This is a genomic window from Paracoccus sp. (in: a-proteobacteria) (assembly GCF_047605025.1).
In the GTDB taxonomy this organism is placed as follows: Bacteria; Pseudomonadota; Alphaproteobacteria; order Rhodobacterales; family Rhodobacteraceae; genus Paracoccus.
In genome coordinates this window covers 369,884-394,749 of record NZ_JASGGO010000001.1, presented here as the reverse complement: position 1 = coordinate 394,749, position 24,866 = coordinate 369,884, and the positions used below count along the sequence as shown (strand labels likewise).

26 protein-coding genes and 1 tRNA gene are annotated in these 24,866 nt (G+C 68.2%); 21 read left to right on the top strand and 6 right to left on the bottom strand.

Features of this window, described 5'->3' with window-relative positions:
• Positions 1 to 738, top strand: coding sequence for a precorrin-2 C(20)-methyltransferase (gene cobI / locus QM682_RS01840; protein WP_415126501.1), 738 nt, complete (start codon positions 1 to 3; stop codon positions 736 to 738).
• Positions 735 to 1,460, top strand: coding sequence for a precorrin-3B C(17)-methyltransferase (gene cobJ, locus QM682_RS01835; protein ID WP_415126499.1), 726 nt, complete (start codon positions 735 to 737; stop codon positions 1,458 to 1,460). Before cobI ends, cobJ begins: the two co-directional genes overlap by 4 nt.
• Here cobJ and QM682_RS01830 read toward each other — a convergent pair.
• Positions 1,436 to 2,173 (bottom strand): cobalt-precorrin-6A reductase, encoded by a 738-nt coding sequence (locus QM682_RS01830; RefSeq protein WP_415126497.1) that lies wholly within the window; start codon positions 2,171 to 2,173, stop codon positions 1,436 to 1,438. The two genes, cobJ and QM682_RS01830, sit on opposite strands and share 25 nt — an antisense overlap.
• Here QM682_RS01830 and cbiE point away from each other — a divergent pair.
• The 6 genes from cbiE (at position 2,172) to QM682_RS01800 (ending at position 7,157) form a co-directional block, all read left to right on the top strand.
• Positions 2,172 to 3,338, top strand: a complete 1,167-nt coding sequence (cbiE, locus tag QM682_RS01825) for a precorrin-6y C5,15-methyltransferase (decarboxylating) subunit CbiE (protein WP_415126495.1) — start codon at positions 2,172 to 2,174, stop codon at positions 3,336 to 3,338. The genes QM682_RS01830 and cbiE overlap by 2 nt on opposite strands.
• Complete coding sequence (locus QM682_RS01820; RefSeq protein ID WP_415126493.1) at positions 3,335 to 3,685, top strand: cobalamin biosynthesis protein; 351 nt, start codon at positions 3,335 to 3,337, stop codon at positions 3,683 to 3,685. Before cbiE ends, QM682_RS01820 begins: the two co-directional genes overlap by 4 nt.
• Positions 3,682 to 4,455 carry a precorrin-4 C(11)-methyltransferase gene (cobM, locus tag QM682_RS01815; protein ID WP_415126491.1) on the top strand — a complete coding sequence of 258 codons (774 nt, stop codon included), beginning with the start codon at positions 3,682 to 3,684 and terminating at the stop codon, positions 4,453 to 4,455. Before QM682_RS01820 ends, cobM begins: the two co-directional genes overlap by 4 nt.
• The gene (locus QM682_RS01810) at positions 4,452 to 5,741 is read left to right on the top strand and encodes a cobyrinate a,c-diamide synthase (protein WP_415126489.1); all 1,290 of its coding nucleotides are present in this window, start codon (positions 4,452 to 4,454) and stop codon (positions 5,739 to 5,741) included. Before cobM ends, QM682_RS01810 begins: the two co-directional genes overlap by 4 nt.
• Positions 5,738 to 6,493, top strand: a complete 756-nt coding sequence (gene cobF / locus QM682_RS01805) for a precorrin-6A synthase (deacetylating) (protein ID WP_415126487.1) — start codon at positions 5,738 to 5,740, stop codon at positions 6,491 to 6,493. Before QM682_RS01810 ends, cobF begins: the two co-directional genes overlap by 4 nt.
• Before the next feature lie 514 nt (positions 6,494 to 7,007).
• Positions 7,008 to 7,157 (top strand): hypothetical protein, encoded by a 150-nt coding sequence (locus tag QM682_RS01800; protein WP_415126485.1) that lies wholly within the window; start codon positions 7,008 to 7,010, stop codon positions 7,155 to 7,157.
• 878 nt (positions 7,158 to 8,035) lie between these two features.
• Here QM682_RS01800 and parC read toward each other — a convergent pair.
• On the bottom strand, positions 8,036 to 10,252 hold the full coding sequence (gene parC, locus QM682_RS01795; protein WP_415126531.1) for a DNA topoisomerase IV subunit A: 2,217 nt from the start codon (positions 10,250 to 10,252) through the stop codon (positions 8,036 to 8,038).
• A gap of 100 nt (positions 10,253 to 10,352) precedes the next feature.
• Between parC and QM682_RS01790 the strand changes: the two genes are divergently transcribed.
• The 6 genes from QM682_RS01790 to QM682_RS01765 all read left to right on the top strand — a co-directional run bounded on the left by QM682_RS01790 (position 10,353) and on the right by QM682_RS01765 (position 14,831).
• Positions 10,353 to 11,168: an SDR family NAD(P)-dependent oxidoreductase gene (locus QM682_RS01790; RefSeq protein ID WP_415126483.1), complete on the top strand. Its 816-nt coding sequence runs from the start codon at positions 10,353 to 10,355 to the stop codon at positions 11,166 to 11,168.
• Positions 11,169 to 11,191: 23 nt separating this feature from the next.
• Positions 11,192 to 11,392: a twin transmembrane helix small protein gene (locus tag QM682_RS01785; protein WP_415126481.1), complete on the top strand. Its 201-nt coding sequence runs from the start codon at positions 11,192 to 11,194 to the stop codon at positions 11,390 to 11,392.
• Entirely contained in the window at positions 11,392 to 11,964 is a 573-nt protein-coding gene (locus tag QM682_RS01780; protein WP_415126479.1) for a cob(I)yrinic acid a,c-diamide adenosyltransferase, read from the top strand. Before QM682_RS01785 ends, QM682_RS01780 begins: the two co-directional genes overlap by 1 nt.
• A 121-nt stretch (positions 11,965 to 12,085) precedes the next feature.
• Positions 12,086 to 12,844: an electron transfer flavoprotein subunit beta/FixA family protein gene (locus QM682_RS01775; RefSeq protein ID WP_415126477.1), complete on the top strand. Its 759-nt coding sequence runs from the start codon at positions 12,086 to 12,088 to the stop codon at positions 12,842 to 12,844.
• Positions 12,844 to 13,770: an electron transfer flavoprotein subunit alpha/FixB family protein gene (locus QM682_RS01770; RefSeq protein WP_415126475.1), complete on the top strand. Its 927-nt coding sequence runs from the start codon at positions 12,844 to 12,846 to the stop codon at positions 13,768 to 13,770. The genes QM682_RS01775 and QM682_RS01770 overlap by 1 nt, the downstream gene beginning before the upstream one ends.
• A 185-nt stretch (positions 13,771 to 13,955) precedes the next feature.
• Positions 13,956 to 14,831 carry a 3-hydroxybutyryl-CoA dehydrogenase gene (locus QM682_RS01765; RefSeq protein ID WP_415126473.1) on the top strand — a complete coding sequence of 292 codons (876 nt, stop codon included), beginning with the start codon at positions 13,956 to 13,958 and terminating at the stop codon, positions 14,829 to 14,831.
• Between the two features lie 117 nt (positions 14,832 to 14,948).
• Here the strand turns inward: QM682_RS01765 and argF are convergent, their stop codons facing one another.
• From argF to QM682_RS01750, 3 genes are all read right to left on the bottom strand, one after another.
• Entirely contained in the window at positions 14,949 to 15,875 is a 927-nt protein-coding gene (argF, locus tag QM682_RS01760; RefSeq protein ID WP_415126471.1) for an ornithine carbamoyltransferase, read from the bottom strand.
• Between the two features lie 199 nt (positions 15,876 to 16,074).
• Positions 16,075 to 17,244 (bottom strand): aspartate aminotransferase family protein, encoded by a 1,170-nt coding sequence (locus tag QM682_RS01755; RefSeq protein WP_415126469.1) that lies wholly within the window; start codon positions 17,242 to 17,244, stop codon positions 16,075 to 16,077.
• A gap of 167 nt (positions 17,245 to 17,411) precedes the next feature.
• A complete protein-coding gene (locus QM682_RS01750) occupies positions 17,412 to 18,239 on the bottom strand; it encodes an ABC transporter permease (protein WP_415126467.1) in 828 nt (275 codons plus the stop codon).
• A 162-nt stretch (positions 18,240 to 18,401) separates the two neighbouring features.
• Between QM682_RS01750 and QM682_RS01745 the strand changes: the two genes are divergently transcribed.
• The 3 genes from QM682_RS01745 (at position 18,402) to metG (ending at position 21,593) form a co-directional block, all read left to right on the top strand.
• Positions 18,402 to 19,034: a GcrA family cell cycle regulator gene (locus QM682_RS01745; RefSeq protein WP_415126465.1), complete on the top strand. Its 633-nt coding sequence runs from the start codon at positions 18,402 to 18,404 to the stop codon at positions 19,032 to 19,034.
• Between the two features lie 14 nt (positions 19,035 to 19,048).
• The gene (locus QM682_RS01740; RefSeq protein ID WP_415126463.1) at positions 19,049 to 19,537 is read left to right on the top strand and encodes an NUDIX hydrolase; all 489 of its coding nucleotides are present in this window, start codon (positions 19,049 to 19,051) and stop codon (positions 19,535 to 19,537) included.
• A 337-nt stretch (positions 19,538 to 19,874) separates the two neighbouring features.
• Positions 19,875 to 21,593, top strand: a complete 1,719-nt coding sequence (gene metG / locus QM682_RS01735) for a methionine--tRNA ligase (protein WP_415126461.1) — start codon at positions 19,875 to 19,877, stop codon at positions 21,591 to 21,593.
• A gap of 401 nt (positions 21,594 to 21,994) precedes the next feature.
• On the opposite strand, the gene QM682_RS01730 is transcribed toward metG, so the two are convergent.
• Positions 21,995 to 22,129, bottom strand: coding sequence for a hypothetical protein (locus QM682_RS01730; protein WP_415126459.1), 135 nt, complete (start codon positions 22,127 to 22,129; stop codon positions 21,995 to 21,997).
• A gap of 31 nt (positions 22,130 to 22,160) precedes the next feature.
• On the opposite strand from QM682_RS01730, the gene QM682_RS01725 reads away from it, so the two are divergent.
• The 4 genes from QM682_RS01725 (at position 22,161) to lpxK (ending at position 24,846) form a co-directional block, all read left to right on the top strand.
• Positions 22,161 to 22,243 (top strand) — tRNA-Leu (locus QM682_RS01725).
• 124 nt (positions 22,244 to 22,367) lie between these two features.
• Positions 22,368 to 22,613, top strand: coding sequence for a DUF4170 domain-containing protein (locus tag QM682_RS01720; RefSeq protein WP_415126457.1), 246 nt, complete (start codon positions 22,368 to 22,370; stop codon positions 22,611 to 22,613).
• Positions 22,614 to 22,621: 8 nt separating this feature from the next.
• Positions 22,622 to 23,857, top strand: coding sequence for a 3-deoxy-D-manno-octulosonic acid transferase (locus QM682_RS01715; protein WP_415126455.1), 1,236 nt, complete (start codon positions 22,622 to 22,624; stop codon positions 23,855 to 23,857).
• The gene (lpxK, locus tag QM682_RS01710; RefSeq protein WP_415126453.1) at positions 23,854 to 24,846 is read left to right on the top strand and encodes a tetraacyldisaccharide 4'-kinase; all 993 of its coding nucleotides are present in this window, start codon (positions 23,854 to 23,856) and stop codon (positions 24,844 to 24,846) included. The genes QM682_RS01715 and lpxK overlap by 4 nt, the downstream gene beginning before the upstream one ends.
• Positions 24,847 to 24,866 lie beyond the last annotated feature (20 nt).

Genomic DNA, 24,866 nt, shown 5'->3' with positions numbered 1-24,866 from the left:
ATGGGAAAGGTCATCTGCGCGGGCCTCGGCCCCGGCGATCCCGACCTGATCTCGGTCCGGGCCGACCGTGCGATCCGCAATGCCCGCCAGGTCGCCTATTTCCGCAAGAAGGGCCGCGCCGGGCAGGCGCGCCGCATCGCCGAGGGGATGCTGGCCCCGGATGCCGTCGAGCATGCGATGGAATATCCGGTGACGGTCGAGATCCCCTTCGACAGCCCGGAATACAACCGGCTTCTGTCGGCCTTCTACGACGAATGGACCGCGCGGCTGGCCACCCTTGCCCGCGCGGGCGATGTGGTCGTCCTGTGCGAGGGCGATCCGCTGTTTTACGGCTCGTTCATGCATCTGCATGCGCGCCTGCAAGGGATCGTCCCGGTCGAGGTGATCCCCGGCATTCCCGGCATGACCGGCTGCTGGAACGCCATCGGCCAGCCGATGACCTGGGGCGACGATGCGATGACGGTGCTGATGGGCACCCTGCCCGAATCGGACCTGACCCGGCACATGCAGGCGGCGCAGGCGCTGGTGGTGATGAAGACCGGCCGCAACCTGCCCAAGATCGCCCGCGCCCTGACCGCCGCCGGCCGCATCGCCGACGCCTGGCTGGTCGAGCGCGGGACCATGCCGAACCAGCGCGTGACGCCCCTGGCCCAGGCCGACCTGGACGCCTGCCCCTATTTCGCGACGGTGCTGGTCCATGGCAACGGCCGCCGCCCGCTTGCGGATGCCGCCGAATGACGGGCTGGGTCGCCGTGGCGGGGCTTGGCCCCGGCGCCGATGCGCTGATCACGCCCGAGGTCCGCGCGGCGCTGGATCAGGCAACGGATGTGGTGGGCTATATCCCCTATGTCGCCCGCGTGGCGGCGCGTCCGGGGCTGGTCCTGCACCCTTCGGACAACCGCGTGGAACTGGACCGTGCCCACCATGCGCTGAAGATGGCGCGGGACGGGCGGCGCGTGGTCGTGGTCTCGTCGGGGGATCCGGGGGTATTCGCCATGGCCTCGGCCCTGTTCGAGGCGCTGGACGCCGGCCCGGCCCCGGACATCCGCATCCTGCCCGGCATCACCGCCATGCTGGCCGCCAGCGCCCGGATCGGCGCGCCGCTGGGGCATGATTTCTGCGCCATCAACCTTTCCGACAACCTGAAGCCCTGGGCCTTGATCGAAAAGCGCCTTCGCCTGGCGGCCGAGGCGGATTTCGCCATGGCCTTCTACAACCCCCGCTCAAAGGCCCGCCCCGAGGGCTTTGCCCGCGTCCTTGAGATCCTGCGCGGATGCTGCGGCCCGGATCGCCTGATCAGCTTCGCCCGCGCCGTCTCGACCCCGGACGAGGCGATCCGCACCGTCTCCCTGGCCGAGGCGACCCCCGACATGGCCGATATGCGGACGGTGGTGATCGTCGGCAACAGCGCGACCCGGCGCGTCGGCCCCTGGGTCTATACTCCGCGATCCGCCCCATGAAGCCAGGCCAGGACCTGATCGGGATGGCCCGCCATGCGCCGGGCGGGCAAGGGCGGGCGGGCGATCATCACCACGCGGATGCCCAGTTCGCGTGCCGCGACCAGCTTCGCCACGGCCGCGCGCCCGCCCGCATTCTTGGCGACCAGATGGCGAATGCGGTGGCGGCGCATCAGGTCCAGATCCCCGACGACCGAGAAGGGACCGCGCGAGACGACCAGCGTGGCGTCGGGCAGGGGATGGGCCGCCACCTCGGCGAAGCGCAGCAGCCAGCGGTGATCGCGGCCCAGGAAGGGTGCCAGGTTCTGCCGCCCGATCGCCAGGAACACGCCCGAGCCATCGCCCGGCAGCGCGGCGGCGGCGCGGGCGAAGTCGGGCGCATGGACCCAGTTGTCGCCCGGCGCCTCGGGCCAGGGCGGACGTTCCAGCGCGATCAGGGCGACGCCGGCGCGGGCGCAGGCGGCGACGGCATTGCGGCTCATGCCGGAGGCGAAGGGATGGGTCGCGTCGATGACATGGGTGATGCCATGTTCGCGCAGCCAGGCCATCAGCCCCTCGGCCCCGCCGAAGCCGCCGATACGGGTCGGCAGGGGCTGCGGCTGCGGGTTCGCCACGCGGCCCGCATAGGAATAGATCGCATCCAGCCCCGCCCCGGCCAGCGCGCGGGCCATCGCACCCGCCTCGGTCGTGCCGCCCAAAAGAAGGATGCGCTGCATGGCTGAGCCCTGGCTTTCGATCATTGGTTTGGGCGAAGATGGACCCGAGGGGCTGCCCCCTGCAAGCCGTGCCGCGCTGGCGGCGGCGGAAATCACCTTCGGCGCGCCCCGGCATCTGGCGCTGGCGGGCGTTCGGGGGCGCGAATGGCCGGTGCCCTTCTCGGTCGCGCCGCTGCTGGCGGAACGCGGGCGGCGGGTGGCGGCGCTGGTCTCGGGGGATCCGTTCTGGCATGGCGCGGGCGCGGCCCTGGCCGCGGCCCTGCCACCGGCCGAGTGGCGGGCCTATCCGGTGGCGGGGACGTTTTCGCTGGCGGCCGCCCGGCTGGGCTGGCGGCTTGAGGACGTGGCCTGCCTGGGCCTGCACGCCGCGCCCTTCGCCCGCCTGCGGCCGGTGATGGCGCGGGGCGCGCGCGCGATCTGCCTGATGCGCGACGGCGCCGCGCCGCGCGCATTGGCGCAATGGCTGGTGGCCGAGGGGCTGGGCGCGACCCGGATCAGCGTGCTGGAGGCCCTGGGCGGCCCGCGCGAGCGTATCCGCCAGGCACGGGCCGAGGGCTTTGCGCTGGTGGACGCCATGGCCCCGGTGGCGGTGGCGCTGGACGGCGCGGACCTGCCGCCGGGCAGCGGCCTGCCGCGCGGCTTCGGGCTGGACGAGGGGTTTTTCGCCCATGACGGCCAGATCACCAAGCGCCTGGTCCGCGCCGCGACCCTGGCGGCGCTGGCCCCCCGCGCCGGGGAAATGCTGTGGGATATCGGCGGCGGCTCCGGCTCGATCAGCGTCGAATGGTGCCTGAACGGCGGTCGCGCCATCAGCATCGAGCCGCGCCCCGACCGCCTTGCCCATATCGAGGCCAATATCGCCGCCTTCGGCCTGGCCGGGCGGATGCGGGCCGTTCAGGGCCGCGCTCCCGAGGCGCTGGCCGGACTGCCTCCGCCCGACGCGATATTCGTCGGCGGCGGCGCCCATGCCGCGCTGATCGAGGCCCTGCCCCCGGCCCGGCTGGTCGTGAATGCCGTGACGCTGGAGACCGAGGCGCTGCTGGCCGCGCTGCATGCCGGCCGCGGCGGTCGCCTGACCCGCCTTTCGGTCGAGGAAGCCGCCCCCCTTGGCCGGATGCGCGGCTGGTCGCCCCAGCGCAGCGTCACGCAATGGAGCTGGCCATGAGGGTTGCCGGCATCGGCTTTCGCCAGGCGGCGACCCTTGCCTCGCTTTACGGCGCGCTGGCGCGGCTGGGCCAGCCCGACGCGCTGGCGACCGCCATCGCCAAGGCCAAGGCTGCGGTGATCCTGGACCTGGCCCATCAGCTTGGCCTGCCCTTGCTGGCGGTCGATGTCGCCGGCATCGCCACCGCCACCCGCTCGCCGCGCGTGGTGCTGATGCACGGCACCGGCTCGGTCGCCGAGGCCGCCGCGCTGGCGGCGCTGGCCCCCGGCGCAAGCCTGATCTTTCCCCGCGTGACATCGCAAGACGGCATGGCGACCGCCGCCATGGCCGAAGGAGATCCCATATGACCGTCCATTTCATCGGCGCCGGGCCAGGCGCCGCCGACCTGATCACCCTGCGCGGCCGCGACCTGATCGCCGCCTGCCCGGTCTGCCTTTACGCGGGCAGCCTGGTGCCGCAGGCACTGCTGGCCCATTGCCCGCCCCGCGCGCGGATCGTGAACACGGCCGGCCTGGACCTGGACGCCATCATTGCCGAGATCGCCGCTGCGCATGCGGCGGGCCAGGACGTGGCGCGGCTGCATTCGGGCGATCTGTCCGTCTGGTCGGCCATGGGAGAGCAGTTGCGGCGGCTGCGCGCCCTGGGGATCCCCTATGACGTGACGCCTGGCGTGCCCAGCTTCGCGGCGGCGGCGGCGGCGCTGGGGGCCGAACTGACCCTGCCGGGCGTGGCGCAATCTGTGGTCCTGACCCGGACCTCGGGCCGCGCCTCGGCCATGCCGCCGGGCGAGACGCTGGCCAATTTCGCCGCGACCGGGGCGACGCTGGCCATCCACCTTTCGGTGCATGTGCTGGAGCGGGTGCAGGCGGAACTGGCGCCCCATTACGGCCCGGATTGCCCTGTCGCGGTGGTGTTTCGCGCAAGCTGGCCCGATCAGCGCGTGATCCGCGCCACGCTTTCGACGCTGGACCCCGGCATCGGCGCGGGCGAGCGGACGGCGCTGATCCTGGTCGGTCCCGCCCTGGACGCCCCGGATTTCGACGAAAGCCGCCTTTACGCCGGCGATTACGACCGCCGCTTCCGCCCTGTCGGCACCGCGCCGCGTTTCCCCGAATGAGGGGGCTTCTGGTCAGCGCGCCCGCCTCGGGCTGCGGGAAAACCACGGTCACGCTGGGGCTGATCGCGGCACTGCGCGCGCGCGGGCTGGCGATCCAGCCCTTCAAGAGCGGCCCGGATTACATCGACCCGGCCTTTCACCGCGCGGCAGCGGGGCGCGAATCCTACAACCTTGACAGTTGGGCGATGGGCCGGGCGCAGATCGCGCATCTGATCGGCCGCGCGGGGGATGCCGATATCGCCGTGGCCGAGGGCTCGATGGGGCTGTTCGACGGCGTGGCGCGGGTTGGCGGCTGCGGCAATGGCGCCAGCGCCGACATCGCCGCGCTGACCGGCTGGCCGGTTCTGCTGGTCGTGGACGCGCGCGGGCAGGCCCAGTCCGCCGCCGCCGTGGCGCTGGGGTTTCGCGAGATGCGGCCCGATGTGGCGCTGGCGGGGGTGGTGCTGAACCGCGTGGCCTCGCCCCGGCATGAGGCGCTGATGCGGCTGGCTTTCGACGCGCTGGCGATCCCCGTCCTGGGCGTCCTGCCGCGCGAAGCCGGGATCGAACTGCCCGAGCGGCATCTGGGGCTGGTCCAGGCGCAGGAACATGCGGCGCTGGACGACCTGCTGGCCCGCGCCGGCGCGGCTGCGGCCCGGCACCTGGATCTGGACGCCATTCTGGCGGCGGCGCGGGGCGGCATCGAGGCGCGGGAATTCACCCCCCTGCCCCCGCCCGCCGAACGGATCGCCCTGGCCCAGGATGATGCGTTTTCCTTTGTCTATCCGCATCTGGTCGCGGGCTGGCGCGCGGCGGGGGCGACGATCCTGCCCTTCTCGCCGCTGGCCGACGCGGCGCCCGACGACAGCGCCGGGGCCTGCTGGCTGCCGGGGGGCTATCCCGAATTGCATGCCGGCCGGTTGGCGGCGGCCGAGCGGTTCCGCGAAGGGCTGGCGCGCTTCGCCCGCACGCGCCCGGTCCATGGCGAATGCGGCGGTTATATGGCGATGGGCGCGGGGCTGGTCGATGCGGGGGGCGCGCGTCACCGGATGGCCGGGCTTCTGGGCCTTGAGACCAGCTATGCAAAGCGCCGGATGCATCTGGGCTATCGCCGGGCGCAGCCATTGGCCGGGCCTTACCGGGGCACGCTGACGGGTCATGAATTCCATTATGCGACCATCCTGGAACAGCCCGACGCGCCCCTGGCCCATGTCGCCGACGCCAATGGCGATGCGGTGCCCGAAACGGGATCCTGGCGCGGCCATGCCACCGGCAGCTTCTTTCACCTGATCGGAGCGGCGCCATGATCGACCTGTCCCTGATCGGCATCGGCACCGGCTCGCCCGGCCATCTGACGCGCGAGGCAATCGCGGTGATGGCGATGTCGGACCTGATCCTGATCCCCTCGAAGGGCGAGGACAAGGCCGACCTGGCCGATCTGCGCGAGGCGCTGTGCCAGCGCGTCCTGCCCCGTCCGCCGCTGCTTCTGCGCTTTGAGATGCCCCGGCGCGAAATTGCCATGGGCTATCGCCAGGGGGTCGAGGATTGGCACGACGCCATCGCCCGGATCTGGGAGCGGGTGATCCGCGACCATGGCGCCGCGCGCCCGGCTCTGCTGGTCTGGGGCGATCCTTCGCTTTACGACAGCACGCTTCGCATCGCGGCGCGGGTGGCACGGCGCCTGCCCCTGTCGCTGCGCGTGGTGCCGGGAATCACCGCCGTCCAGGCGCTTTGCGCGGCCCATGCGGTGCCCCTGAACGAGGTCGCGGATCCGGTGCAGATCACCACCGGCCGGCAATTGCGCGAGGGGGGCTGGCCCACGGGTCTGCGCCGGATCGTGGTGATGCTGGATGGCGAGGCATCGTTCCAGACCCTGGCGCCCGAGGGGCTGCGGATCTGGTGGGGAGCCTTTCTGGGCATGCCCGAGCAGATCCTGATCTCGGGGCCGCTGGACGAGGCCGGGCCGCGCATCCTGAAGGCACGGGCCGAGGCGCGGGCGCGGCATGGCTGGATCATGGATATCTATCTGCTGGAACGTGCGATCACCGGGAGCGCCTGACGCAGCCGGCCACCGGACCTCGTGCGAGTTTTCGGTTGCCGCCGTCGCATGGGTATTTGGGAAACGAAGAAACGCCGACTTTGAGAGAAGCCGGTCTTGAGAGAGGCTAGACTTGGCGGAAAAAAGAAGCCGCCGTTCTTGCGTCACGCGGAGGGAGGAGAGACGCGGCAAGAACGGCGGCACTGCCATGAAGAACCCCGTGCGGCCCGGGGGGCGGGGATGCGGACCCCGTCTTGATCACGTTGCGCCCGCAGCACGCGTGCGGCAACCGCAAAGCGCCTTGAATGCAGGCGCGGCATAGAAATGATGTTATTTTGTGCATTATATTCATTATTTGCCCTTATTTTGTAGTTTTCTGGAAGAAAAGACGGGGAAAGCCCGCTCATTGGGCGCGAAAGGGCCGATTCCAGCCTGGCTGTGCATGGAAGAAAGATGCGTAAGGGTCCGCGATGGGAATTGAGCGAATCGCCTATTGATGCCAGCATGTCAGGGTTGGTGCGCAAGGAGAGTTGAGATGATCTCGAAAGCCTTGGCCATCGCAATGGTCCTGACCGTGACGGCCCTTCCGGCCCTGGCCTGTCCCGGTAAGAAGATGCTCGACCAGAATGCTTCGGTCGAGCAGCCGCAAGGTCCGGTGGTGGAACAGCCCGCCACCACCACCTGAATGGAAAGGGCGGGAATGGACCCGCCCTTTTTCCGTTCCAGATCGCGCGGCGGTATCCGTGGCGCCGCCCGCCGGAAGGGTTGGGCCACAACTCAGTTAGCGGGCGCCGGTCTGCGGCCGGTTCTTTGTCGCCAGTTGCGCGCCATCGGTGGCCAAGGCGGAAGACATTCCGAAGGCCGAAGCGCCGCCGGACAAGCTGTCGATGATCGACAGTCCCCGATCAGCATCCAGCCTTATGCGGACGGCACCGCGAAAGAGGCTTCTGGCCGTTCGAGAGGCGATTTCACGCACAAGGCCGCGGCTCCATGAGGCGGATCCGCCGATGGGGCTGGGATCACGCCCCGCCGCGATCTGATGGGCGCCGACAGCCAGCCACCCGCCCGGCGGAGATCCCAAAACGAGAATACCAGATCCAGCGCGGCGTTCGTCCGGGTCGACGGCAAGGATCTGGCGGTTCGAATCGCCGAAAAGGAAATCACGTCAGGCGACTATCGATTTTAGCAGATGGAAGGGATGGAGGCAGCCCGCTCTGGCGACAAGTTCATGCCCGAAGGCGATTCCTCGATGATGCCAGAGGGGCAGCCCGCCATTAATGTCGGCCAGTTGGCGGAGATTTTCAATGGATCGACCAAGGCGGACACATGTTTTCAGACCCGCCGTGGCTAGATCCGGTTTCCCCCAGGCGACGCTGAACTTGGCCACGACGCTTCATCCATGTTTCCGATGCGCCTGGATCGCTGGCACGGCACGGCCCGCGCGATATGGTGGACGCGTTTGGCCGTCTTCTAGAAGACGCCTCATACGCGTGCTCGGCAAGCGAAAGGTCTACGGCGGATCGCCGCCCCGCCGGCAAAGGATGCGGGATCCGCCGGCCGGGCCTAGTTGAACTTATTGTCCCTGGGGAAGCCGCGCGGGGCCATGTAGCCCGTGCCGGCGCGTTTGCCCAGCCATTCGGTCAAGTCCGGCTCGGTCCGGGTGCGGCCACCCGCTTCCTGCCAGCGCAACCCGTCGGTCAGGGTGAGGCAGATGGCATCCGACAAGCCGCCATCCTTGAACTTTTGCAGCCGCACGCCCTTGCCGCGCCCCATCTCGGGCAGTTCGGCAAGCGGAAAGACCAGCATCTTGCGGTTCTCGCCCACGCAGGCCAGGTGATCGCCGGTGACGGGACGGCACAGCAGCGCCTCGCCGTTCAGCACCTGCTTGCCGGCGCGGGTCTGGGCCAGGATGTCGGCGGCCGGCACGATGAACCCGTCCCCGGCCTTCGAGGCAACCAGATAGCGGGCATCGGCGCGCCAGGGGAACAGGTCGATCACCGCGACATCGTTCGGCAGGTCGATCATCAGGCGCAGCGGCTCTCCCATGCCGCGCCCGCCGGGCAGGCCGTTCGCGGGCAGGGTATAGAAGCGGCCGTTCGCGCCATAGACCATCAGCTTGTCGGTCGTCTCGGCGTGAAGGGCCAGGAAGGGACCGTCGCCGTCCTTGAACTTGACCTCGGCATCCAGCGGCTGATGGCCCTTCATGGCGCGGATCCAGCCCATTTTCGACAGGATCACGGTGATCGGCTCGCGCTCGATCATCGAATCCATGTCGATCTCGGCCACTTCGCCCGCCTCGCCGATCTCGGTGCGGCGCTGGCCGCCGGGGGCGGATTTGCCGAACTTCGCCCGCGTCTCGCGCAGTTCCTCGGCGATCCTGGCCCATTGCGCGGCGTCATCGGCAAGCATCGCCGCCAGAGCCGCGCCTTCGGCGGTCAAAGCCTCGTGCTCGCGGCGCAGCTCGATTTCCTCAAGCTTGCGCAGGGCGCGCAGGCGCATGTTCAGGATGGCTTCGACCTGCACCTCGGTCAGGGCGAATTCGGCGATCATCACCGCCTTGGGATCGTCCTCGTGCCGGATGATCTCGATCACGCGGTCAAGGTTCAGGAAGGCGATCATATAGCCTTCCAGCACCTCAAGCCGGGCCGCGATCCTGTCCAGCCGGTGGTTGCTGCGGCGCACCAGCACCTCGCGCCGGTGGTCGAGGAAGGCGCGCAGCACCTCCTTCAACGAACAGACCCTGGGCAGGCGGCCGTCGATCAGCACGTTCATGTTGAGGCCGAAGCGGATTTCCAGATCGCTGACGCGGAACAACGCGGCCATCAACTGCTCGGGGTCCACGCTGCGGGCACGAGGTTCCAGGACGATCCGCACATCCTCGGCCGATTCGTCGCGGACATCGGCCAGGATCGGCACCTTCTTTAGCTGGATCACCTCGGCCAGGCGCTCGATCAGCTTGGATTTCTGCACCTGATAGGGGATTTCGGTGACGACGACCTGCCAGCCGCCGCGGCCCAGATCCTCGACCGACCAGCGCGCGCGCAGGCGAAGGCTGCCGCGCCCGGTCCGGTAAGCCTCGGCGATGGTCTGGCGGCTTTCGACCAGCACGCCGCCGGTCGGGAAATCCGGGCCGGGGATGATGCTGACCAGCGTGTCGTCGCGGGCATCGGGCGCCTTGATCAGATGCAGGCAGGCGTCGATCACCTCATGCAGGTTATGCGGCGGCACGTTGGTCGCCATGCCGACCGCGATGCCCGAGGCGCCGTTGCACAGAAGGTTCGGGAAGGCGGCGGGCAGGACGACCGGCTCTTGCAGCGTGCCGTCATAGTTCGGACGGAAATCGACCGCATTCTCGGCCAGCCCCTCCATCAGCGCCTCGGCGCTCGCGGTCAGCCGGGCCTCGGTGTAGCGGCTGGCGGCGGGGTTGTCGCCGTCGATATTGCCGAAATTCCCCTGCCCGTCCACCAGCGGATAGCGCATGGCGAAGGGCTGGGCCAGGCGCGCCATGGCGTCATAGATCGCGGCGTCGCCATGCGGGTGATAGTTGCCCATCACGTCGCCGGTGATCTTGGCCGATTTGCGAAAGGCCCCGGTGGGCGACAGCCGCAATTCGCGCATCGCGTAAAGGATGCGGCGATGCACCGGCTTCAGCCCGTCGCGGGCGTCGGGCAGCGCGCGATGCATGATCGTGGACAGCGCATAGGTCAGGTAACGCTCGCCGATGGCGCGCGACAGCGGTTCGGTGCTGGTCTGATCGGGGATATTCGGATCGTCGGACATGGCTGACAAATAGGCGCAGGCACCGCGCCGGTCCAGCCGGAAATGCGCGTCTTGCGCGAGCGGCGGGACTGTCGCAGAACCGCGCCAAACGGAGGCGCGCATGAAGACCGTCCTGATCACCGGCTGCTCCTCGGGCATCGGCCTTGATGCCGCGCATTTCCTGCGGGATCGCGGCTGGCGGGTGATCCCCACCTGCCGCCGCCCCGAGGATCTGGACGCACGGCGGACCGAAGGGTTCCAGCCCCTGCATCTGGAACTGGCAGATGAGGACAGCGTGGCCCGCTGCGCCGAAGCCGCCGCCGCGCAGGGTGTGACCGCGCTGGTCAACAACGCAGCCTTCGCCATTCCCGGCGCGGCCGAGGATCTGCCGCGCGGCGCGCTCCGCGCCATCTTCGAGGCTAACCTGTTCGGCACCCACGATCTGACCACGCGCCTGATCCCGCATTTCCGCGCGCAGGGGGGCCGGGTGGTGAATATCAGTTCCGTGCTGGGCCTGGTCGGCATCCCCTGGCGCGGCGCCTATGTGGCGACGAAATTCGCGCTGGAGGGGCTGACCGACGTGCTGCGCGCCGAGATGGCCGACACGAAGGTCAGATTCGTGCTGATCGAGCCCGGCCCGATCAGCACGAAGATCCGCCTGAACTCGGTCCCGCATTTCGAGACCTGGATCGACTGGCAGGCCAGCCCCCGCGCCGAACAATATCGCCGCACCCTGCTGAAACGACTCTATGAGCCGGAGGCAAGGAAGCACCGTTTCGAACTGCCGCCCCGCGCCGTCAGCCTGCGCATCGCCCAGGCGCTGGACGCCCCGAACCCCAGGCCGCGCTATTACGTCACGACACCGACTTATCTTTCGGGCGCGGCACGGCGCATCCTGCCCTCGCGCGCTCTGGACTGGCTCGCGCGGCGCAGCTAGGCTTCGCGCCGGAAGGGGCCATGATGCGAAACGATCCGCTGTTCTATCTGCTGGCGCTTTGCTGCCTGGCCGTGGTCGCGATCCTGGCCACCGGCATCGGCGGCTTCGCCAAAGGGGGCGAGTTCAACCGCAGGCATGGCAACCGGATGATGCGCTGGCGCATCATCGCCCAGGCCGTCGCCATCGCCGTCTTCCTGATCTATCTTTGGGCAAGGAGCCGCTGATGGTCGTCCTGAACCGCATCTATACCCGCACCGGCGACCAGGGCGAAACCGCGCTTTCGAACGGCGAGCGGGTGCCGAAGGATTCGCTGCGGGTCGAGGCATACGGCAACGTGGATGAGCTGAACGCCACGCTGGGCCTGGCGCGACTGCATGCCGAAGGGGCGCTGGCCGAGCGCATCGCGGTGATCCAGAACGATCTTTTCGACCTTGGCGCGGACCTGTCGCGGCCGCGCATGCAAGAGGATGCCCAGGCGCCCTATCCGGTGCTGCGCATCATCGACAGCCAGACCCTTCGTCTGGAGGCCGAGATCGACGCCATGAACCAGGGGCTGGCGCCCCTGCGCAGCTTCATTCTGCCCGGCGGCACCGCGCTTGCCGCGCATCTGCACCTGGCGCGCACCGTGGCGCGGCGGGCCGAGCGCGCGGCGGTGGCGCTGGCAGCCGCTCAGGACGCCAATCCCGCCGCGATCCGCTATCTGAACCGACTCTCGGACTGGCTTTTCGTCGCGGGCCGGATCGCCAATGAAAACGGCGCGCGGGACATCCTCTGGGTGCCGGGCGCCAGCCGTTAGCAGCAACAGGCATGGATCGTCGCTTAACGACGCAATCCTGTCGCTTTTTCTCTGTCATTGGCGCCAACGCCCCGCTAACACATTGCGCGACCAGGTGACGCAAACCAAAAGGAAGAGGTTTATGAAGCTCCTCGTGCCCGTGAAGCGCGTGATCGACTACAACGTGAAGGCCCGCGTGAAGGCGGACGGCAGTGGTGTCGATCTTGCGAATGTGAAGATGTCGATGAACCCGTTCGACGAGATCGCGGTCGAAGAGGCGATCCGGCTGAAGGAAAAGGGCGTGGCCTCGGAGGTGATCGCGGTCTCGATCGGCGTGAAGCAGGCGCAGGAAACGCTGCGCACGGCGCTGGCCATGGGGGCGGACCGGGCGATCCTGGTCATCGCGGCCGACGACGTGCAGACCGATATCGAGCCGCTGGCGGTGGCGAAGATCCTCGCCGCCGTGGCCAGGGCCGAGGGGGCCGGGCTGGTCATCGCCGGCAAGCAGGCCATCGACAACGACATGAACGCCACCGGCCAGATGCTGGCGGCGCTGCTGGGCTGGGGCCAGGCGGCCTTCGCCTCGAAGGTCGAGATCGACGGATCCAAGGCCCGCGTCACCCGCGAGGTCGACGGCGGCTTGCAGACCATCGAGGTCGCGCTGCCCGCGGTCGTCACCGCCGACCTGCGGCTCAATGAGCCGCGCTATGCCAGCCTTCCGAACATCATGAAGGCCAAGAAGAAGCCCCTGGAGGAAAAGACCCCGGCGGATTACGGCGTCGACGTGACCCCGCGCCTGGAGGTCGTCTCGGTGCGCGAACCCGAAGGACGCAAGGCCGGGATCAAGGTGGGCTCCGTCGATGAACTGGTCGGAAAACTGAAAGAAGCGGGGGTGATCTGATGGCCGTTCTGATCCTGGGTGAGGTCGCCGACGGCGCGCTGAACGTCGATGCGACCGCGAAAGCCGTCAATGCCGTCAAGGGCCTGGGCGATGTGACCGTGCTTTGCGCCGGGGCCTCGGCGGTGGCGGCGGCAGCCGAGGCGGCCAAGATCGCGAGCGTCTCGAAGGTGCTGGTGGCGCAAAGCCCGCTCTACGGCCATCGCCTGGCCGAGCCGACGGCGGCGCTGATCGTGGCGCTGGCGGGCGATTACAGCCATATCGCGGCGCCGGCGACGACGGATGCCAAGAACATCCTGCCCCGCGTCGCGGCGCTTCTGGACGTGATGGTGCTGTCGGATGTCTCGGCGGTGATCGACGCCGACACGTTCGAGCGTCCGATCTATGCCGGCAACGCGATCCAGACGGTGAAATCGCGCGACGCGAAAAAGGTCTTCACGCTGCGCACGGCAAGCTTCGAGGCGGCGGGGATCGGCGGCGCGGCCCCGGTTTCGGACGCGGCGCCGGCCGAGGATCCGGGCCTGTCGAGCTGGGTCTCGGACGAGGTGGCCCAATCGGATCGGCCCGAGCTGACCTCGGCCAAGCGCGTGGTCTCGGGCGGTCGCGGCCTGGGCTCGAAGGAAAGCTTCGCGATCATCGAGGCACTGGCCGACAAGCTGGGCGCGGCGGTGGGCGCCTCGCGCGCGGCGGTCGATTCGGGCTATGCGCCGAACGACTGGCAGGTCGGGCAGACCGGCAAGGTGGTCGCGCCCGAGCTTTACGTCGCGGTGGGGATTTCCGGCGCGATCCAGCACCTGGCGGGGATGAAGGATTCGAAGGTCATCGTCGCCATCAACAAGGACGAAGAGGCCCCCATCTTCCAGATCGCCGATTACGGCCTGGTCGGAGACCTCTTCACAACTGTCCCCGAACTCACCGGAAAACTCTAAGCGCCTTCTTCCTTGCCAAATATCCTGGGGGAACGGTTTGCCTGCCCCATTGAGGGGCAGGCAAATCGTGGGGGCAAAGCCCCCGGCCCTTGAAACAGGCCGCTCCCCATCGGGAGCGGTTTTCCGATTGAACGCCCCCGTCGCTTGCGCCTATCGTCCTGCGGGGCGCAGAAAGAGGTAGGACCATGACGATTCAATCGGTGGGCGTGATCGGGGCCGGCCAGATGGGCAATGGCATCGCGCATGTCTTCGCGCTGGCGGGTTATGACGTGCTGATGACCGATATCTCGCGCGAGGCGCTGGACAAGGCCCTGGCCCTGATCGAGAAGAACCTGGACCGTCAGGTCAGCCGCGGCAAGATCTCGGCCGAGAACCGCGACGCCACCTTGAAGCGCATCCTGACGACACCGCAGCTTGCCGAACTGGGCCAGTGCGATCTGGTGATCGAGGCCGCGACCGAACGCGAAGCCGTCAAGCACGCCATTTTCGAGGATCTGCTACCCCATCTGAAGCCCGAGACGATCCTGGCTTCGAACACCTCCTCGATCTCGATCACCCGGCTCGCCAGCCGCACCGACCGCCCCGGCCGCTTCCTGGGCGTGCATTTCATGAACCCCGTGCCGGTGATGCAACTGGTCGAACTGATCCGGGGCATCGCCACCGACGAGGGCGTGTTCCAGGAACTGGTCGGCGTGGTCGAGAGGATCGGCAAGACCGCCGCCAGCGCCGAGGACTTCCCCGCCTTCATCGTCAATCGCATCCTGATCCCGATGATCAACGAGGCGGTCTATACGCTTTACGAAGGCGTCGGCTCGGTCAAATCCATCGACGAATCGATGAAACTGGGCGCGAACCATCCCATGGGACCGCTGGAACTGGCGGATTTCATCGGGTTGGACACCTGCCTTGCGATCATGAACGTGCTGCATGACGGGTTGGCCGACACGAAATACCGGCCCTGCCCGCTGCTGGTGAAATATGTCGAGGCCGGGTGGCTGGGCCGCAAGACCGGGCGCGGCTTTTACGACTATTCCGGCGATGAGCCTGTTCCGACGCGGTAAAAGGGCTTTCCCGCGATCCGGGATGTCGCAAGCAAGGCGCGCGATTTCGGCGAGGGGACTGCCCGAACGCGGACCAAGCCCCGCCGGACACCATCAAGCAACCCTCATATCGCGGACCTAGACGCCCAGACACCAGCGCATGACGGCCTTTTGCGCATGCAGCCGGTTCTCGGCCTCGTCGAAGATGACCGAGTTCGGCCCGTCCATCACCGCGCTCGTCACCTCGTCGTCGCGATGCGCCGGCAGGCAATGCATGAACAGCGCATCGGGCTTGGCCCGCGCCATCAGCGCCTCGTTGACCTGATAGCCGCGAAGCTGGTTGTGCCGCCGCTCGCGCGCCGATTGGGGATCATGCATCGAGACCCAGGTATCCGTCACCACCAGATCCGCGCCCCGCACCGCCTTCGCCGGGTCGCGCTCGATCACCGCCTGCACCCCTTGCGCGCGGGCGAAATCCAGCGCCTCGCGCTCGGGGTCCAGGGTCGAAGGACCGGTGAAGGTGAAGTCATAGCCGAACTGCCCCGCCGCATGGATCATCGAGACGCAGACATTGTTGCCATCCCCCGACCAGACCACCTTGCGCCCAGCGATGGGGCCGCGATGTTCCTCGAAGGTCATCACATCGGCCATGATCTGGCAGGGATGGGTCCGGTTCGTCAGCCCGTTGATCACCGGCACGCTGGCATGTTCCGCCATCTCCAGAAGCGTCGCCTCTTCGAAGGTGCGGATCATGATCAGGTCCACATAGCGCGACAGCACGCGGGCGGTGTCGGCGATGGTCTCGCCATGGCCAAGCTGCATCTCCTTGCCCGAGAGCACCATGGTCTGGCCGCCCATCTGGCGCACGCCCAGGTCGAAGCTGACGCGGGTGCGGGTCGAGGGCTTCTCGAAGATCAGCGCCACCATGCGGTTCTTCAGCGGCTGCTCGGCATCGGCCGCCCCCTTGGGCTGGCCGGCGCGCGCATCCTTCATCCGGCGCGCGGCGTCGATCATGCCGCGCAGATCGGCCTTGTCGGTAGTATGGATGTCAAGAAAGCTGTTCATCGTCCTATCGTCTTTCGGAAGGCTCCGGCCAGCAAGCCGCTTTGCCGGCACAAGGTCAAGGGTCATGCCCCGATCAGGCCGGGGATCTGCGCGGCCTCATCGGGGCCAGGTCATTGTCCGCGCGGGCAGGCCATGCGCCGCCGGATCCGGCACTTCCGGCATGGGAAGGTCGTCACGGCCGAGCCGAGAAACGCCGAGCCTATCCATCCAGCCGGCTGGCGGCGCGATCCAGCCGGGCCACCGCCTCCGCGATCTCGTCATCGGTGATGTTCAGCGGCGGCAGCAGGCGCAACGCATTGTCGGCGGCGGGCACGGTCAGGATCCGCTCGTCATAGCCCGCCTTGACCAGTTCGGCCGGGGCCGGCTTGCATTGCAGCCCCAGCATCAGCCCCTGCCCGCGCACGCCCTCGAAGACATCGGGATGGGCGGCGACCAGCCCTTCCAGCTTCTGGCGCAACAGCGCGGCCTTGCGGTTGACCTCGGCCAGGAATTCGGGGGCCGAGACGATCTCCATCACCCGCGCGCCCACCGCGCAGGCCAGCGGATTGCCGCCATAGGTCGAACCATGCGTGCCCGCGGCCATGCCCGAGGCGGCCTGCTCGGTGGCCAGCACCGCGCCCAGCGGAAAGCCGCCGCCGATGCCCTTGGCGACCATCATGATGTCTGGCGCGATCCCGGCCCATTCATGTGCGAAAAGCCGCCCCGTCCGGCCCATGCCGCATTGCACCTCGTCAAGGACCAGCAGTGCCCCGGTCCGGTCGCAAAGCTCGCGCACCCGCCTCAGATCGGCGTCGGCAAGCGGCCGGATCCCGCCCTCGCCCTGGATCGGCTCCAGCATGACGGCGGCGGTCGTCTGGGAAATCGCCGCCTCCAGCGCGGTCATGTCGCCCCATGGCAACTGCCGGAAACCGGGCATCAAGGGGCCGAAGCCCTTGACCATCTTCTCGGCCCCCGAAGCCGCGATGGCCCCGGTCGAGCGGCCATGGAAGGCACCCTCGAAGGTCAGTATCTCGATCCGGTCCTCGCCCTTCTCATACCAGTATTTGCGGGCCATCTTGATCGCGAGCTCCGCGGCCTCGGTGCCGGAATTGGTGATGAAGGCGGTATCGGCAAAGGTATGGGCGACCAGAAGATCGGCCAGCCGCTCCTGCTCGGGGATCTGGTAAAGGTTCGAGACATGCCAGATCTTGCCCGCCTGCTCGGTCAGCGCCGCCACCAGTTCGGGATTGGCGTGGCCCAGGGCGTTCACCGCGATTCCCGCGCCCAGGTCCAGGTATCGGGTGCCGTCCGTGGCGATGGCCCAGGCGCCTTCGCCGCGCGCGAAAGCGAAAGAGGTGCGGTTATAGGTCGGCAGGACGTGCGGAATCATGGAATTGTCCTCTTGCGGGCGAAGCCCCGGAACGGGGCGGCGACAGGAATAGGGAAAGGGCAGGCGGGATCGAACGTCGAAAAATCAACGTCGGGGACGGGCGATACGGGCGGTCCGGGCGATCATGCCTCTCGCATAGCGCGGAATTCCGGGCCGCGCAACGGCTTTCAGGGCTTCATCCGATAGCCGGTGGAAAGCCAGCGCCAGGCGATGCCCAGGACCAGGACCACGGCCAGGCCGCAAACCAGCAAGCCCCGCCACACCGGCGCGTCCGAGACCCCGGCCATGCCATAGCGCGCCCCGTCGATCAGATAGAAGATCGGGTTCCAATGCGCCAGCGCCCGGAATGGCTGGGGCAGCGCCTGAACCGAATAGAAGGTGCCGGACAGAAAGGAAAGCGGCGTCACGATGAAGTTCGAGATCACCGCCATCTGGTCGAATTTCTGCGCCGCGATCCCGGCCAGAAGGCCAAGCCCGCCCATCAGCAACGCGCCCAGCACCACGAAGGCCAGCGCCGAAAGGGGATGCGCGACCCCCTGTCCGATCACCAGCGCCATGCCAAGCGCGATCGCCGCCGCCACGATCAGCGCCCGCGCGACGGCACCGATCAGATAGCCGGCCAAAATCTCGGCCGCCGACAGGGGCGGCATCAGCGTATCGACGATATTGCCCTGCATCTTGGCCGAGATGATGCTGGATGAACTGTTGGCGAAGGCGTTCTGGATCACCGTCATCATCAGGATGCCGGGGCCAAGGAAAGCCAGATAGGGCAGGCCCATCACCTCGCCCCGATGCTGGCCCAGGGCCAGGGCAAAGACTGTCACGAACAGGGCCGAGGTCATCAGCGGCGCAAAGATCGTCTGCTGCCAGACGTTCAGGAAGCGCATGATCTCGCGCCGCGACAGGGTATAGAGTCCTAGCCAATTCACCCGGCCAAAGCGGCGCACGCCCATCTGGCGGCAACCGGCGGGGGGCAGGAGAGGGCTGGGTCGCATCGGCGCTCCTTGAATTTGCGGGTCCGGCCGGCTAAATCTGGCTATCGCCGGTTTTCCGGGCCCCGGTTCTAAGGCCGGTCCGCGCGGAATTGAAGCCGTGAACAGATTTGAAGCCACGAACACAAAGGCACCGGGCCGGAACCGGTGCAGGAAAGGCAAACCATGTCCTGGACCGACGAGCGCGTCGAGACGCTGAAACGCATGTGGGCCGAAGGCCAGTCGGCCAGCCAGATCGCCAAGGAACTGGGCGGCGTGACGCGCAATGCGGTGATCGGCAAGGTCCATCGCCTGGGCCTCTCGAACCGCGCCGAGGAAGGGGCCGAGCCGGCCCCCGCCGCGCCCGCCCCCGAGGCCAAGCCCGCCCCCCAGCCGGCGGCGGCGGCGGCCCCCGCGACACCCGAACCGCAGCCGGAACCCGAACCCGAACCCGCGCCCCAGCCCGCCGCCCAACCGGCAGCCGAGCCGCAGCCCGAACCGGCCGCGGCATCGGCCCAGCCGGCGGTCAATTTCAACCGCCGTCCCATCGTGCCGGCAGGCCAGCCACTACCGCCCCAACCCTCGGCCAATGAGATCAGCCCCGAGGCGCTGGCCTCGGTCCGCGAGGTCGAGAAGCGTGCCCGGAAGCTGACGCTGATGGAACTGACCGAGCGGACCTGCAAATGGCCCATCGGCGATCCGGCGACGGACAAGTTCTGGTTCTGCGGCCTGCCCTCGGCCCCCGGCAAACCCTATTGCGAGGCGCATGTCGGCGTGGCGTTCCAGCCGATGAGTTCGCGCCGCGACCGCCGCCGCTGACGGGCACCGCGCCCATGCCCGCCGCGCCGCCCCTCGGCCAAACGCCGCCGCAAGAAGCTCGGCGGCATTTTCCCCGGCTGGCTGCGCTGGCGGTCACGCTTCGCGGTGATCAGGTGCTGCTGGTGCGGCGGCGCAACCCGCCCGATGCCGGGCTGTGGGGCTTTCCGGGCGGGCATGTCGAACCGGGCGAAACCGCGCTCGCCGCAGCCGCCCGCGAGCTTCTCGAAGAAACCGGCGTGACCGCCCATCCCCGCGCCTATCTCGACAATATCGACATGATCGCCCACGATCCGGACGGCACCCTGCGCTTCCATTTCCTGCTGGCGGCGGTGCTTTGCGACTATCAGGCGGGCGAACCGAGGGCGGCCGACGACGCACAGGACGCGGCCTGGTTTACGCAGTCACGCATCCTGAATCCGCCCCCCGAGGAAGCGCTGCCGCTCAGCCGAGGCGTCTCCGATCTTCTTGCCCTCGCCCTCGCCCATCCCCGACCGACGCCCTGATGTCTTCCTTGCGCAGATATCCTGGGGGGAACGCCTGACGGCCTCCATTGAGGAGGCCGTCAGGCGTGGGGGGCAAAGCCCCCCGGCACTCCGCACGCACCACACCTTAACGCAAAGCGGCTCGCCCCCTTCAGCGATGCGCGCCTCGCATAGGGGCAAGGCACGGCTCTGGGCGACCGGAACCGACCCCTTCCCCGAAAATCCTGGAATTTTAGCGCCGCATTCCCAATCCCCATCGCGTCCCGCCCCGGCAAAGCCCTTGGGGACGGCGCGGATCACGCACTTTCCAAGCCGCGCCATCGCGGCTAGAGATGGCCCCGATCACGAAGGACGCATCATGGCCCGGCATCTCATCACCTCGGCGATCCCCTATATCAACGGGATCAAGCACCTCGGCAATCTCGTCGGCTCTCAGCTTCCGGCGGACCTCTACGCCCGCTACCTGCGCCAGCGAGGACATGAGGTGATGTTCGTCTGCGCCACGGACGAACATGGCACCCCGGCCGAACTCGCGGCCAAGAAGGCGGGCCAGCCGGTCCCGGTCTACTGCGCCGAAATGCATGACATCCAAGCCGGAATCGCCCGCGATTTCGGCCTGTCCTTCGACCATTTCGGGCGCTCCTCCTCGGAACGCAACCACATCCTGACCCAGCATTTCGCGGGCAGGCTGGACGAGAACGGCTGGATCTCCGAGGTCGAGGAAAGCCAGGTCTATTCCATCGACGACGCCCGTTTCCTGCCCGACCGCTATATCGAGGGCACCTGCCCCAATTGCGGCTACGACAAGGCACGGGGCGATCAATGCGAGAACTGCACCAAGCAGCTCGACCCGACCGACCTGATCGAGCCGCGCTCGGCGATCAGCGGCTCGACGAACCTCGAAGTGCGCAGGACCAAGCATCTGTATCTGCGCCAGCGCGCGCTGAAGGACCGGATCGCCGCCTGGATCGACAGCAAGACCGACTGGCCGATCCTGACCACCTCGATCGCGAAGAAATGGCTGAACGACGGCGACGGGTTGCAGGACCGGGGCATCACCCGCGATCTGGACTGGGGCATCCCGGTCAGGAAAGGCGATCAGCCTTGGCCGGGAATGGAGGGCAAGGTCTTCTATGTCTGGTTCGACGCGCCCATCGAATATATCGCCGGCACCGCCGAGGGCACCGACAAGGCCGGCCTGCCCGACAGCGCCTGGCGCCGCTGGTGGCGCCTGGACGAAGGCGCGGGCGATGTGACCTATACCCAGTTCATGGGCAAGGACAACGTGCCCTTCCACACCCTGTCCTTCCCCGCCACGATCATCGGCTCGGGCGAGCCCTGGAAGCTGGTCGATTACATCAAGTCCTTCAACTACCTGACTTATGACGGCGGCCAGTTCTCGACCTCGCAGGGGCGCGGCGTGTTCATGGACCAGGCGCTTTCGATCCTGCCCGCCGATTACTGGCGCTGGTGGCTTCTGTCCCACGCGCCCGAATCCGGCGACAGCGAATTCACCTGGGACAATTTCCAGCAATCGGTGAACAAGGACCTGGCCGATGTTCTGGGCAATTTCGTCAGCCGCATCACCAAGTTCTGCCGCAGCAAGTTCGGAGAGACGCTTCCCGAAGGCGGCAGCTACGGCCCCGAGGAGGAGGCCCTGACCCAGGCACTGACCGCCCGCATCCGCGCCTATGAGGGTTTCATGGACCATATGGAGATCCGCAAATCCGCCGCCGAACTGCGCGCGATCTGGGTCCTGGGCAACGAATACCTGCAATCCGCCGCCCCCTGGACCACCTTCAAGACCGACCCGGAAAAGGCCGCGATGCAGGTCCGGCTGGGGCTGAACCTGATTCGGCTCTATGCGGTCCTTTCGGCCCCCTTCATCCCCTTCGCCGCCGAGACCATGCTGGATGCGATGCAAGCCCAGGATCGCGATTGGCCAACCGACCCCGGCGCCGCCTTGCAGGCCCTGCCCGCCGGCCATGCCTTCACGGTCCCGGGCGTGCTGTTTGCCAAGATCAGCGACGAAAGCCGCGACGCATGGCAGGACCGCTTCAAGGGCATCCGGCAATAGCCCCGGCTCTTGCCCCGCCCCGCCGCCAGCCAGAGCGCGGCGCGGGCGTGGTGGAACGGTTGACGCATGGGGAATAAAACCATCCTTACCACCACCTGCGTTCAGTTCCGCCTGCCCCGGACGGGGAAGTTGGCGGACGGGAAATGGAGCGATCAGGCCGATCCCATCCGCTGAGCCACGCGCAAAAGCGGCGCCGATCCTTCAAGGTTCGCGCCTGTCCTTCGCCAATGATGCGGCAAGCGGGTCCTTTGCGGCAAAACCTCTCCACGACCGGGAAGCGGCACCTATGATGGGATGACCGAGACTGCCTCTCTCTGTCATCTACACGGAAGGAGGCTCCGTATTCGATCCCGCGGACGAAATCTTCGGCCAACCAGTTTCGCCTGAACCTTCCGATCGCGTCAGCCATCGAGTTCCGGGTCCATCCACGAGATGAAGTCGGACGAACTGCGGACCCTCTCCCGACGACGAAGCACCTGAAGGGCGATGAAGAAGAGCGGAAGAATGTGCCGTTTGGTCTTGATGGTGTTGATCATTCATGATCCTTGTGATTTTGGGTCGCCAGTTGCGGGTGTGGTGGAACGGTATACACAGGGCACTTAAAATGCCCCGCCTATGGCTTGAGGGTTCAAGTCCCTCCACCCGCACCAATCAGGCCCCAGCAATCCGGTCCCGATGCCGCGATGCGGAAAGGACAGGCACAGGTCTGAATCCGCTTGGTTCCGCGCGGTCGCTCGGCTAATTTCCCCTCGATTGAGAATGCAGGAGAATGGAATGGCCCAGCGCCTTCACCTCGTCTTCGGCGGCGAGCTTGTCGACCCCACCCGCAGCGAGTTCCGCGACACCAGCCAGATCCATATCGTGGGAATCTATCCCGATTATGCCAGCGCCTTCGCCGCCTGGAAAGCCGAGGCGCAGCGCACCGTGGACAGCGCCCATACCCGCTATTTCATCGCCCACCTGCACCGGCTGCGCGATGAGGAACGCGTGGGAAGCCCGACCGAGGAACTGGGCGGCTAAGCTCCGCCATGGCCCTGGCGGGACAGACCACGGCCTCGCTGGCGCTTTGGCTGCATCTGCGGCGGCGCTCGGGGCTTGGCCCTGCCTCGCCGCCCCGGATCCAGCCGCCGCCCGGAGACGGGCCGCTGATCCTGATGCATCTGTCGGAGCGGGCGGACGATCCGCCGCCCGTGCTGGCGATCATCAGGGCGCTTCTGTCGCGGCGCGCGAACCTGCGCTTTGCCTTTACCGGCTCGCCGCCCGACAAAGGCATGCTGACGCCGGGCCTGCGCACCGTTACCCTGCCGCCGATGCGCGACAGCGCCACCGTCCGCGAGGCGATGCAGGTGCTGAAGCCTCGGGCGTTGCTGCTGCTGGGCGACCAGTTGCCCGCCGCGCTGATCACCGAATGCGCCGATGCCCGACTGCCGATCCTGCTTTGCGAGACGCGGCTGGTCGCCTATAGCCGCGCCGGCTCGTGGCGGGGGGCGATCAATCGCGGGCTGATTTCGCGGATCGGTCGTATCCTGGCACCGGATGCGACCGCCGCCGCCACCGCCCGGCAACTGGGCGCCGCTCCCGCCCGGATCGAGGTCATCGGCCCCGTCACCGAAACCCTGCCGCCCCTGCCCGTGAACGAGGCCGAGCGCGCCGCGCTGGCCCAGATCCTGCGCGGCCGCCATGTCTGGCTGGCGGCCTGTCCCAGCCTGCCCGAGGCCCAGGCCCTGCTGGCCGCGCATCAGGCGATGCTGCACCACAATCACCGCGCCCTGCTGATCCTGGCGGGTCTGCCCGAGGCATTGCTGCCCGAGATCCGCGCCGAGACCGAAAAGCTTGGCCTGGCCGCCGTGCTGCGCGCCGAGGACGAGGACCCCGAGCCGGACGACCATATCCTGATCGCGGACGACCCCTATGAGATGGGGCTGTGGTATCGCCTGGCGCCCGTCTGCTTCATGGGCGGCACGCTGCTGCCCGGTCCGGGGCTGGCGCCGCGCCATCCGTTCGAACCGGCGGCCCTTGGCTCGGCCATCATCCACGGTCCGCAGCCGGGGCCTTACGGGGCGGAATGGGTGCAGTTGGACGGCGCCTCGGCGGCACGGCTGGTCACGGACCCCGAGACATTGGCCCGCGCCATCGCCGACCTGACCGCCCCGGATCAGGCCGCGATCCTGGCGGGCAATGCCTGGTCGGTCAGCACCGGCGGCGCGGCGGTCCTGCGCCGCATCGCCGATGCGCTGATCCAGGCGATGGAGGAAAGCCCGTGAACATCCGTCAGGCCCCCCGCTTCTGGTATCAGCCCCCCGGCCTGAAGGCGCGGCTTCTGGCGCCCCTGGGCGCGCTTTACGCCTCGGCCACGGCACGGCGGCTGGCCGGGGGCAAGCGCGCGCGCCTGCCCGTGCCGGTGATCTGCGTCGGCAACGTGAATGCGGGCGGCACCGGCAAGACCCCCAGCACGATCATGCTGGCGCAGCGCCTGATCCGGCGCGGGGTCGCGGTGCATATCGTCTCACGCGGGTATGGCGGCAGCGAAAAGGGGCCTTTGCGGGTAAACGAGGCGCGTCACGAGGCCGCGCAGGTCGGCGACGAGCCGCTGCTGATGGCGGCCTTCGCTCCGGTCTGGGTCTCGGACGACCGGGTGGCGGGGGCCAGGGCCGCGATCGAGGCCGGCGCCGGCGCGATCCTGTTGGATGACGGGTTTCAGGACCCCGGCCTGGCGCATGACCTGTCGCTGGTGGTGGTCGATGCGGCGAAGGGCTTCGGCAACGGGCTTTGCCTGCCGGCGGGACCGCTGCGCGAGCCGGCCGAGCAGGGGCTGGCGCGGGCCGGTCTGCTGCTGTCGATCGGCCCGCCCCCGGCACAGGCCGCTTTCGCCCGCGACTGGGGCGCCCGTCCCCGCCCGCCGCATCTGCGGGGCGCGCTGATGCCGCTGCGCACGGGCATGGACTGGCAGGACCTGCGCGTGCTGGCCTTTGCCGGGATCGGCCATCCCGAGAAGTTCTTTGACACGCTGCGGGGCCTTGGCGCCCGGATCGCGCGGGCCGAGGCGCTGGAGGATCACCAGCCCTTCACTCCCGCCCTGCTGACCCGGCTTGAGACCGAGGCGCGGCTGGCCCAGGCCCAGCTTGTCACCACAGAAAAGGACGCGGCACGCCTGCCGCGCGGCTTCCGGCCCAAGGTGCTGACCCTGCCGGTGCGGCTGGAGCTTGAGGATGCGGCCGCGTTGGACGACAGCCTGACGGCGCTGGGGCTTTAGCTGGGGCTTTAGCTGGGGCT